The organism is Pseudomonas sp. K5002 (assembly GCF_013386655.1).
GTDB lineage: Bacteria > Pseudomonadota > Gammaproteobacteria > Pseudomonadales > Pseudomonadaceae > Aquipseudomonas.
In genome coordinates, this window is the sequence record NZ_JACARK010000265.1 from 1 (window position 1) to 10,606 (window position 10,606).

Sequence of the window (10,606 nt, forward strand, 5' to 3'; positions counted from 1 at the left end):
CTGCACCCGGCCCACCTGAGCGCCACCGACCAGGTGATCATCTGGAACGTGCGCCTGCCCTACGCCTTGATGGCGGTGTTGGTCGGTTGCGCGCTGTCGCTGGCGGGCGCCGAGATGCAGGCGATCCTTAACAACCCGCTCGCCAGTCCATTCACCCTGGGGGTTTCCTCGGCGGCGGCGTTGGGCGCGTCCCTGGTGATTGTGTTTCCGGTGACGACGCTGTGGGTGTCGGCCAATACGGCGATTTCCATTTCAGCCTTTGTGTTTGCCGCCGCCTCGGTCTTTTTGCTGCAAGCCATGTCGCGCCTGCGCGGTGCCGGGGTGGAAAGCCTGGTGCTGTTCGGGATTGCCCTGGTGTTCAGTTGCAACGCGGTGGTCGCCCTGTTGCAACTGGTCGCCACCGAAGATGTGCTGCAACAACTGGTGTTCTGGACCCTGGGCAGCGTGACCCGGGCCAACTGGGACAAGCTCGGCATCCTCGCGTTGGTGGTCGCCGTGGTCATGCCCTTTTCCTTCGCGGCCGCGCCACGCCTGACCCTGTTGCGCATGGGCGAAGACCGCGCGCAAAGCTTCGGTGTCGATGTGAAGCGCCTGCGGTTTTTCTCGTTGTTGCGCATCAGCCTGCTGTCGGCCACCGCCGTGGCGTTTGTGGGAACCATCGGATTTATCGGCCTGGTGGGTCCGCACATCGCGCGGATTCTGGTGGGTGAAGACCAGCGCTTCCTGCTGCCGGCCAGCGCGCTTGTCGGCGCGTTACTGTTGTCGCTGTCATCCATCGCCAGCAAGCTGATCATGCCCGGGGTGATCGTACCCGTGGGTATCGTCACCGCGCTGGTGGGCGTGCCGATTTTCGTGTTGCTGGTGTTCAAGCGCGGGAGGCAGTTATGAGCAGCGGGCTGTCGATTCAGAACGCCCAGGTCAGTTATGGCCGGCGCCAGATTGTGCATGACCTGAGTTTGCCAACCTTGGCCCACGGCAGCCTGACCGCGTTGATCGGGCCGAACGGTGCGGGCAAGTCGACGTTGCTGCGGGCGGTGGCGGGGCTGGAAAAGATGCAGGGCGTTGTCAGATTGGGTGACCTGGACCTGACGAAAATGTCCGTCGGTGACCGCGCCCGGCGTGTGACCTATATGCCGCAAAACCTTCCGCCGGGCTTGAGCCTGAGTGTGATGGAAAGCGTGATCGCGGCGCTGCGGGTGGCGAACGTCGAGGGCATTGCGCTTTCAAGCGACGCGTGCATGCGCGAGGCCTTTGATGCGTTGCAAAGGATTGGCATCGCTCATCTGGCGGATCAGCTATTGAGCACGTTATCCGGCGGCCAGCGGCAACTGGTCAGCCTGGCGCAACTGATTGCGCGCCGGCCACAGGTAATGCTGCTGGATGAACCCACCAGTGCGCTGGACTTGAACTACCAGTTGAAGGTCATGGATTGCGTGCGCGACCTGGTGCGGGAACACAACCTGATCGCCGTGGTGGTGCTGCACGACATCAACCTCGCGGCGCGCTATGCCGACCATATCGCGGTGCTGCGCCAGGGCCGGCTGTACGCCAGTGGCGCGGCGGATGACGTGCTGGATACGGCGCTGTTTGCCGAAGTCTATGGTGTGCGGGTACGCATCGAGCGATGCTCACAACAAACGTTGCAGGTGTTGGTGGACGGCGCCGTAACCTGACCTCCCTACGGGAGGAGGGTTTCTGAAGAGATGACGGTGGCGTACTCGCCGTGCAGGTTGCCCAACGACATGGTATGTACCGCCTGCGCCGAATGCATCTGCCCGAAAAAGTCCGCCTTGTCGAAGGTGTAGCAGGCATCTTCGATAACCCACGTCTCAAACCCCAGGTTGCCGGCACTGCGGGCCGTGGCCTCCACCGAGTTATGGGTGGCCACGCCCACCAGCACCACTTGCCGAAGCCCGGCCTCACGCAACCTCGCTTCCAGCCCCGTCCCACAAAATGCGTCCGGCACCCGTTTCTGGATCAACTGCTCACCCGCCTGCGGAATAAATGCATCCTGAAACTCCACCCCCGACTGCTGCGGCCAGAACACCGATTCCGGTGAATGGGACAGATGCTGCACATGAATCACCGGCCAGCCTTCGCGCCGCCAATGCGCCAGCAACGCCAGCATGCGCGCCTCGGCGTGCGGATTATTGCGCCGTCCCAGCCTGGGATGGTGAATGCCTTTTTGCTGGTCAATCAGAATCAACGCTGCGCCCGCACGAATTTCCATATCGATAGACCCAAATGTTTCATTGAATTTTCGTCACCCTAACATCACCTATACCTACAGGCATTCGCTCAAGCGTCACCACCCTTGGAGAGCTTCATGATCGACCTGTATTACTGGACCACCCCCAACGGTCACAAAGTGTCGTTGTTCCTGGAAGAAGCCGGCCTGCCTTACGAGGTACACCCGATCAACATCGGCCAGGGCGATCAGTTCAAGCCCGACTTCCTGAAGATCGCCCCCAATAACCGCATCCCGGCCATCGTCGATCAGAACCCGACCGACGGCGGCGCGCCGATTTCCCTGTTCGAATCCGGTGCGATCCTGCTGTACCTCGCGGAAAAAACCGGCAAGTTCATTCCCCAGGACCTGCGTGGTCGTCAGGAAGCGCTGCAATGGCTGTTCTGGCAAATGGGTGGCCTGGGCCCGATGGCCGGCCAGAATCACCACTTCAGCCAGTTCGCCCCGGAAAAGATTCCCTACGCGATCAAACGCTATGTGGATGAGACCGCCCGCCTGTATGGCGTGCTGGACCGGCGCCTGGCCGACCGCAAGTTCGTGGCCGGCGAGGAATACAGCATTGCCGACATGGCGATCTACCCGTGGATCGTTTCCCACAAGTGGCAGAGCCAGAAGCTGGAAGACTTCCCACATGTAGAACGCTGGTTCAACCACATCAAGCAACGCCCGGCGACGGTGCGTGCCTATGAGCTGGTGCAGAAGGTCAATCCGCCAAAATCCTGAAGGTCAACGGGATCAAAATGTGGGAGCGGGCTTGCTCGCGAATGCGGTGGATCAGCCACAACTCTTTTAGCTGATACACCGCATTCGCGAGCAAGCCCGCTCCCACACTGATTTGTGCCCGACTGGAAACCTTACGCAAATCCTGAAATAAGCATCGCCTCCCGCTTGCGTCGTTTCGCCGCGCTCACTAACGTAGCGCCTTTACTGACGCTACCCCCCGCAGGAGCTTTGCCATGGCCTCGCCAGCCCTCTCACACTTTCTTCCCCGGTTCGGCGTTGCCGCGGCAATTGCCAGTGCCTTGGGCCTGGCCGGTTGCCAGTTACAGAGCACCCAAGACACCCTGCCTCCGGTTTCCGGCGTACAGCCGATCAAGGGCCTGGCGCAGAACGTTTCGGTGCGCCGCAACAGCCAGGGCATCCCGCTGATTGAAAGCAGCACCTTCCACGATGCGCTGTTCACCCTGGGCTACGTGCACGCCAGCGACCGCATCACCCAGATGGTCACCCTGCGCCTGCTGGCCCAGGGCCGCCTGGCGGAAATGTCCGGGCCGGATGTGCTGGATGTCGACCGTTTCATGCGGGCGGTCAACCTGCGCAAAAGCGCCGGCGAGCTTTATAACGCCTCGTCGCCGCGCCTCAAGCGCTTCTTTGAGGTGTATGCGCGCGGGGTCAACGCCTACCTGTTCCGCTACCGCGACAAGCTGCCGCCAGACCTGGCCCAGACTGGCTACAAGCCTGAATACTGGAAGCCGGAAGATTCGGCGCTGCTGTTCTGCCTGCTGAATTTCAGCGAGTCGACCAACTTGCAGGAAGAGCTGTCGTCATTGGTGCTCGCGCAAAAAGTCGGTGCCGACAAACTCGCCTGGCTGACCCCGAGCTACCCGGATGAACCGCTGCCAGTGGCCGAGTCCGACAAGCTCAAGGGCATCAACCTGGGCCAGATCCCGGGCCTCGCTGCGCTGACCAGCCTCAGCGAGCACCTCGACACCCTCAACACCCTGGGCACGTCCAGCTCCAGCAACTGGGCGATCGGCCCGCAGCGCAGCCGCAGTAACAAGAGCCTGCTGGCCAATGACCTGTCGACCTCGATGCAGGCCCCGTCGCTGTGGAACTACGTGCAGATCCGCTCGCCGAAATACCAGGCCGCCGGTGTGTCCATCGCCGGTTTGCCAACCCTGCTTTCCGGCTTCAACGGCAAGGTGGCCTGGAGCATGAGCCAGGTCTCGGGTGACACCCAGGACGTATTCCTGGAGAAGGTCAAGCGCCAGGGCAACGCGCTGTACTACGAGAACAACGGCAAATGGCTGCCCGCCATCGTGCGCAACGAAACCTACTTCGCCAAGGGCCAGCGGCCGATTCGCGAAGCGGTGTACGAAACCCGCCACGGGCCGCTGCTCAACAGTGCCCAGTCGCTGACCAGCGGCTACGGCCTGGCGTTGCAAACCGCCGATTTCAAGGACGACAAGAGCCTGGACGCGTTCTTCGACCTGTCACGTGCGCAAACCGCCGGTAAAGCGTCTGACGCCACCCGGGAAATTCGCGCAATTGCCTTGAACATGGTCTTCGCCGACGCCAGCAGCATTGGCTGGCAAGTGACCGGGCGGTTCCCCAACCGCCGTGAAGGCGAAGGCCTGGTGCCATCGCCGGGCTGGGACGGGCGTTTCGACTGGGATGGCTACGCCGACGCGATGCTGCACCCCTACGATCAGGACCCGGCCCAGGGTTGGATCGGCACGGCCAACCAGCGCACCATTCCCCGTGGCTACGGCATGCAACTGTCCAACTCGTGGGCCGCGCCGGAACGCGCCGAACGTATCGCGCAACTGGCCGGCAGCAGCAAGCATGACAGCCGCAGCATGATTGCCATGCAGTACGACCAGACCACCACGTTTGCCGCCAAGCTCAAGAGCATGTTCCAGGCGCCGGGCATGGCCCAGCCGCTGAAACAGGCGATCGATGGATTGCCGGTGGCAGACCAGGCCAAGGCGCGGGAAGCACTGGGCCGCCTGATGGCCTTCGACGGTCGGCTGGCACCCACCTCCGCCGACGCGGCGATTTATGAGTTGTTCCTGCAGGAAAGCGCCAAGCAGATTTTCCTCGACGAACTCGGTCCGGAAAACAGCGCCACCTGGAAAGCCTTTATCGGTAACGCCAACCTGTCGTACTCGGCGGTGGCCGACCACTTGCTGGGGCGCGAAGACAGCCCGTTCTGGAATGACGCCCGCACCGGGCAGAAAACCGACAAGCCGGCGATACTCGCCCGCAGCCTGGCCGCCGCGATCACCGCAGGCGACAGCGCGCTGGGCGCCGATCACAAGGCCTGGCAGTGGGGCAAACTGCACAGCTACACCTGGAAGAACACCAGCGGCCAGGCCATTCGTGGCCCACTGGCCGCGGGCGGCGATCACAACACCCTGAACAGCGCACCGTATAGCTGGGGCCAGAGTTTCGACACGACCCAGGTGCCGGCGCTGCGGATGATTGTCAACTTCGGCCTGGCGGAACCGATGATGGGCCAAAGCGGCATCGGCCAATCCGGCAACCCGGCCAGCCCGAACTATGCCAATGGCATCGACCCGTGGCTGAAGGCGCAATACCTGAGCTTCCCGATGCAGCCACAGAACTTTGACGGGGTGTACGGGAAGACGCGGTTGACGCTGGTGCCGGGCAAGTAACCCGGTTTCCCTGACTCAACCGGATCAAAATGTGGGAGCGGGCTTGCTGTGGTGAGCGGGCTTGCCCCGCGTTGGGCTGCGAAGCAGCCCCATCAATCTGTGGTGAACCCGACGGGGGACAAGCCCCCTCACCACAGCAAGCCAGCTCCCACATTTGATTGCATGCATTCCGATAGAACTTCTCCACCCGCCCCCGCCTCATAATTAACAAGCCCACCTCCACGGCACGCCCATGGACCTTGTTATCGCCCGGCCCGAAGGCCTCTACTGCCCCGCCGGGGATTTCTACATCGACCCCTGGCGCCCGGTGGAACGTTCGGTCATCACCCACGCCCACGGCGACCACGCCCGCACCGGCAACCAACACTACCTGGCCGCAGCCCCCGGCGAAGGCATCCTGCGCTCGCGCCTCGGCCAGGACATCAACCTGCAAACCCTGGCCTACGGCGAAAGCCTGCGCCACCACGGCGTCACCTTGAGTTTCCACCCCGCCGGCCATGTCCTCGGCTCCGCCCAGGTGCGCCTGGAATACCAGGGTGAAGTCTGGGTCGCCTCCGGCGACTATAAAGTCGAGCCCGACGGCACCTGCGCGCCGTTCGAACCGGTGCGCTGCCATACGTTTATCACCGAATCGACCTTCGGCCTGCCGATCTACCGCTGGCAGCCCCAGGCGCAGATTTTTGCCGGGATCAACGACTGGTGGCAGGCCAATATCGCCGCCGGCAAGGCGAGCGTGTTGTTCTGTTATTCCTTCGGCAAAGCCCAGCGGATTCTCCACGGCATCGACGCCAGCATCGGCCCGATCCTCAGCCATGGCGCGGTCGAACCCTTGAACCGGGTGTACCGCGAAGCTGGCATCTATATCCCTGAAACCCTCTACGCCGGCGACTTCAAAAAGACCGACCCTTTATTGCGCCAGGCCCTGATCATCGCCCCGCCCTCCGCCGGTGGCAGCACCTGGATTCGCCGCTTCGGCGACTACAGCGACGCCTTCGCCAGCGGCTGGATGCGCCTGCGCGGAACCCGGCGTCGGCGCGGCGTGGATCGCGGCTTTGTGCTCTCGGACCACGCCGATTGGCCCGGACTGTTATGGGCCATTGAGCAAACCGGTGCCGAGCGGGTAATGGTCACCCACGGTTCTGTGGGCGTATTGGTCAGGCACCTGCGGGAAAAGGGCCTGGATGCCCAGGGATTCACCACCGAATACGGCGATGACGAAGAGGAGGCCACGTCATGAAAGCCTTCGCCGAGCTGTACGCCAACCTCGACGCCACCACCTCCAGCAACGCCAAGCTCGCCGCCTTGCAGGCTTATTTCCTACAGGCGCCCGCGGAAGATGCGGCATGGGCGGTGTACTTTTTATCCGGCGGCCGGCCCCGACAACTGGTACCCACCCGGTTGCTGCGGGACATGGCCACCGAAGCCGCGAGCATTGAGCCGTGGCTGTTCGAAGAGAGTTATCAGTCGGTAGGCGACCTGGCGGAAACCATTTCCCTGCTGTTACCGGAATCGCCCCACACCTCGGACGATGGTTTGGCCGCGTGGCTGGAAGAAAAACTCCTGCCCTTGCGCGGCCTGCCGCCAGAAGAACTGGCAGAACGCCTGCCCGCGTTGTGGGCACAGCTGGATCAACCGAGCCTGATGCTCTGCATCAAGCTGATCACCGGCAGCTTCCGGGTCGGTGTGTCGAAGTTGCTGGTCACCCGCGCCCTGGCCGCCATGGCCGGGCTGGACAGCAAACGCGTGGCCCAGCGGCTGGTGGGCTACACCGACCTGTCGAACCGTCCGACGGCCGAAGGCTACTTGAAGCTGATTGCCGCCGAATCGTCCGACGAACACGCCCAGCGTGGCGGGCAGCCTTATCCGTTTTTCCTGGCCCATGGCCTGGCCCAGCCGGTGGAGCAGTTCGATGCCTTGCTCGGCTCCCCTGCTGACTGGCAAGTGGAATGGAAGTGGGACGGTATCCGCGCACAACTGGTCAAGCGCGAAGGCCGCTTGTGGGTCTGGTCTCGGGGCGAAGAACTGGTCACCGAGCGCTTTCCGGAGCTTCATGACCTGGAAAACAGCCTGCCCGATGGCACGGTGATCGACGGCGAAATCGTGGTGTGGAAGGACTCGGTGCAACCCTTCGCCCTGCTGCAACAGCGCATTGGCCGCAAGACCCTGGGCAAGAAAATCCTCGAAGACGCGCCGGTCGCCGTGCTGGCTTATGACCTGCTGGAACACCACGGCGAAGACTGGCGCAACCACACCCAGGCCGAACGCCGGGCGCAACTGGAGCTGGTGGTCAGCGACTGCGACCAGCCAACGTTGCGCACGTCGCCATTGCTGATCGGCGATAGCTGGCAAGACTTGGCAGAGCAGCGTGAGGCGTCCCGCAGCCTGGGCGTGGAAGGCATGATGCTCAAGGCCCGGGACGGGCTCTACGGCGTGGGCCGGACCAAGGACATGGGCGTGTGGTGGAAGTGGAAAGTCGACCCGTTCAGCGTCGATGCGGTGTTGATCTACGCCCAGCGCGGCCATGGCCGGCGCGCCAGCCTGTACAGCGACTACACCTTTGCGGTGTGGGACGGCCCGCCCGGTACTGAGCGTACGTTGGTGCCGTTCGCCAAGGCGTATTCGGGGCTGACCGATGAAGAAATGCGCAAGGTCGACGCCATCGTGCGCAAGACCACCGTGGAGAAATTCGGCCCGGTGAGCAGCGTCACGCCGAGCATGGTGTTTGAACTGGGTTTTGAAGGGATTGCCCTGTCCAAGCGGCACAAGAGCGGGATTGCGGTGCGTTTCCCGAGGATGTTGCGCTGGCGCCAGGACAAGGCCGTCGAGGAAGCCGACAACCTGGCGACCCTGCAGGATTTACTGGCCTGACACGCCTCTCAAGAACGCCACCGATCAATGTGGGAGCGGGCTTGCTCGCGAAGGCGGTGTGTCAGTCAATACATGTACCGACTGATCCACCGCATTCGCGAGCAAGCCCGCTCCCACATTTGAAAACCTCATACGCCCCAAAATAATGCATAGATTGATCAATGCCCATTTTCGGGCATTTCCTACTGGCACAACTCCTTAATCTCACCTTTTAAAACGACCATTCGGAACTATGGTGCAGAAATTGCTACTTGAGTCCGGTCTGACACCGTTCAGTAACAGTCCTAACCGCGCCACAAGCGCTTATCTTGGTTTCCAGGGATTACATAATGAAAAAAGCATTGCTGACCCTTTCTGCACTGGCTCTGTGCATGGCCGCCGGTTCCGCGCTGGCCAAGGAATACAAGGAATTGCGTTTTGGTGTCGATCCGTCCTACGCGCCATTTGAGTCTAAAGCCGCTGACGGCAGCCTGGTGGGCTTCGATATTGACCTGGGCAATGCCATCTGTGCCGAGCTGAAGGTCAAGTGCAAGTGGGTCGAAAGTGATTTCGACGGCATGATTCCAGGCCTCAACGCCAACAAGTTTGACGGCGTGATTTCCTCGATGACCGTGACCGAAGCCCGTGAAAAGGCGATCGACTTCTCCAACGAGCTGTTCTCCGGCCCAACCTCGCTGGTGTTCAAAAAGGGCGCAAACTTCTCCACGCCTGAGTCCCTGAAGGGTAAAACCGTGGGCTACGAGCAAGGCACCATCCAGGAAGCCTACGCCAAGGCCGTACTGGACAAGGCCGGTGTCACCACCAAGGCCTACGCCAACCAGGACCAGGTGTACGCCGACCTGACTTCCGGCCGCCTGGACGCTTCCGTGCAGGACATGCTGCAAGCCGAACTGGGCTTTTTGAAGTCGCCAGCCGGTGCTGACTACGAAGTCAGCAAGGCCATCGACGATCCACTGCTGCCGTCCAAAACTGCGGTCGGTATCAAAAAAGGTAACAAAGACCTCAAGGCCTTGTTGGATAAAGGTATCAAAGCGTTACACGATGATGGCACCTACGCCACCATCCAGAAGAAACACTTTGGCGATCTGAACCTGTACAGCGGCAAATAATGCCTGGGGCGCCCTTCCTCTGGAGGGGCGCTTTTTTATCGCCATAGGTCCTGATTTATGTTCGAAGATCTTTTGCAAACCCTGGGGCTCAGTGCCTTCAGCTTGAAGGGTTTCGGCCCGCTGTTGCTGCAAGGCACCTGGATGACCGTCAAGTTGTCGGTGTTCTCCCTGGCCGTCAGCGTGTTGCTGGGCCTGCTCGGGGCTACTGCCAAACTGTCCAGCCTGCCGTTCCTGCGGGTTCCCGCGCAGATCTACACCACCCTGATTCGCGGCGTGCCCGACCTGGTGCTGATGCTGCTGATTTTCTACAGCCTGCAAATCTGGCTGACCAGCTTTACCGACTTTATGGAATGGGACTACATCGAGATCGACCCATTCAGCGCCGGGGTCATCACCCTGGGCTTTATCTACGGTGCGTATTTCACCGAGACCTTTCGCGGCGCGATCCTCGCCGTGCCCCGTGGCCAATTGGAGGCCGCCACGGCCTACGGGCTCACGCGTGGCCAGCGGTTTCGCTTCGTGACCTTCCCGCAGATGATGCGCTTCGCCCTGCCGGGCATTAACAACAACTGGTGCGTGATGCTCAAGGCCACCGCCCTGGTGTCGATCATCGGCCTGGCCGACCTGGTCAAGGCCGCTCAGGATGCCGGCAAGAGTACTTATCAGCTGTTCTATTTCCTGGTGATCGCCGCGTTTATCTACCTGTTGATCACCAGCGCGTCCAACTTCGTCCTGCGCCGCCTCGAACGGCGCTACTCCGCAGGCTCCCGGGAGGCAGTGCGATGATCGAACTTATCCAGCAATACTGGCGCCCCTTCCTTTATAGCGACGGCCAGCACATCACCGGGCTGGCCATGACGATGTGGCTGCTCAGCGCGTCGATCTTCATCGGCTTCCTGGTATCGATCCCGCTGTCCATTGCGCGGGTGTCGCGCAATCGCTGGGTACGCTGGCCGGTGCAGTTCTACACCTACCTGTTTCGC

Annotated in this window: 9 protein-coding genes and 1 pseudogene; 9 read left to right on the plus strand and 1 reads right to left on the minus strand. The window is 61.8% G+C overall.

The window, feature by feature from the left end; genetic code table 11:
* Together HX846_RS13890 and HX846_RS13895 are read left to right on the plus strand one after the other, a co-directional pair.
* The coding region (locus tag HX846_RS13890) for an iron ABC transporter permease (RefSeq protein WP_178965560.1) at positions 1–888 on the plus strand (888 nt) is incomplete at its 5' end.
* Positions 885–1,673 (plus strand): ABC transporter ATP-binding protein, encoded by a 789-nt coding sequence (locus HX846_RS13895; RefSeq protein WP_177009883.1) that lies wholly within the window; start codon positions 885–887, stop codon positions 1,671–1,673. The genes HX846_RS13890 and HX846_RS13895, both read left to right, overlap by 4 nt.
* Positions 1,674–1,678: 5 nt before the next feature.
* Here the strand turns inward: HX846_RS13895 and HX846_RS13900 are convergent, their stop codons facing one another.
* Positions 1,679–2,230: a cysteine hydrolase family protein gene (locus HX846_RS13900; protein WP_178965561.1), complete on the minus strand. Its 552-nt coding sequence runs from the start codon at positions 2,228–2,230 to the stop codon at positions 1,679–1,681.
* Positions 2,231–2,326: 96 nt separating this feature from the next.
* Between HX846_RS13900 and HX846_RS13905 the strand changes: the two genes are divergently transcribed.
* From HX846_RS13905 to HX846_RS13935, 7 genes and pseudogenes are all read left to right on the plus strand, one after another.
* On the plus strand, positions 2,327–2,971 hold the full coding sequence (locus HX846_RS13905) for a glutathione binding-like protein (RefSeq protein WP_177042066.1): 645 nt from the start codon (positions 2,327–2,329) through the stop codon (positions 2,969–2,971).
* A 233-nt stretch (positions 2,972–3,204) separates the two neighbouring features.
* Complete coding sequence (locus tag HX846_RS13910; protein WP_178965562.1) at positions 3,205–5,646, plus strand: penicillin acylase family protein; 2,442 nt, start codon at positions 3,205–3,207, stop codon at positions 5,644–5,646.
* Positions 5,647–5,878: 232 nt separating this feature from the next.
* Positions 5,879–6,883, plus strand: coding sequence for a ligase-associated DNA damage response exonuclease (locus HX846_RS13915; protein ID WP_008432130.1), 1,005 nt, complete (start codon positions 5,879–5,881; stop codon positions 6,881–6,883).
* Positions 6,880–8,514: an ATP-dependent DNA ligase gene (locus tag HX846_RS13920; protein ID WP_178965563.1), complete on the plus strand. Its 1,635-nt coding sequence runs from the start codon at positions 6,880–6,882 to the stop codon at positions 8,512–8,514. Before HX846_RS13915 ends, HX846_RS13920 begins: the two co-directional genes overlap by 4 nt.
* Positions 8,515–8,843: 329 nt before the next feature.
* A complete protein-coding gene (locus HX846_RS13925) occupies positions 8,844–9,623 on the plus strand; it encodes a transporter substrate-binding domain-containing protein (protein ID WP_134325838.1) in 780 nt (259 codons plus the stop codon).
* Between the two features lie 57 nt (positions 9,624–9,680).
* Complete coding sequence (locus HX846_RS13930) at positions 9,681–10,409, plus strand: ABC transporter permease (RefSeq protein ID WP_102606225.1); 729 nt, start codon at positions 9,681–9,683, stop codon at positions 10,407–10,409.
* Positions 10,406–10,606: pseudogene (locus HX846_RS13935) on the plus strand (amino acid ABC transporter permease); the annotation flags it as partial. The gene HX846_RS13930 and the pseudogene HX846_RS13935, both read left to right, overlap by 4 nt.

What these genes read in the sequence shown, in the direction of transcription:
- HX846_RS13915 (WP_008432130.1), top strand. Translation starts at nt 5,879, where the DNA reads ATGGACCTTGTTATCGCCCGGCCCGAAGGCCTCTACTGCCCCGCCGGG.
- HX846_RS13910 (WP_178965562.1), top strand. Translation starts at nt 3,205, where the DNA reads ATGGCCTCGCCAGCCCTCTCACACTTTCTTCCCCGGTTCGGCGTTGCC.
- HX846_RS13900 (WP_178965561.1), bottom strand. Translation starts at nt 2,230, where the DNA reads ATGGAAATTCGTGCGGGCGCAGCGTTGATTCTGATTGACCAGCAAAAA.
- HX846_RS13895 (WP_177009883.1), top strand. Translation starts at nt 885, where the DNA reads ATGAGCAGCGGGCTGTCGATTCAGAACGCCCAGGTCAGTTATGGCCGG.
- HX846_RS13925 (WP_134325838.1), top strand. Translation starts at nt 8,844, where the DNA reads ATGAAAAAAGCATTGCTGACCCTTTCTGCACTGGCTCTGTGCATGGCC.
- HX846_RS13930 (WP_102606225.1), top strand. Translation starts at nt 9,681, where the DNA reads ATGTTCGAAGATCTTTTGCAAACCCTGGGGCTCAGTGCCTTCAGCTTG.
- HX846_RS13905 (WP_177042066.1), top strand. Translation starts at nt 2,327, where the DNA reads ATGATCGACCTGTATTACTGGACCACCCCCAACGGTCACAAAGTGTCG.
- HX846_RS13920 (WP_178965563.1), top strand. Translation starts at nt 6,880, where the DNA reads ATGAAAGCCTTCGCCGAGCTGTACGCCAACCTCGACGCCACCACCTCC.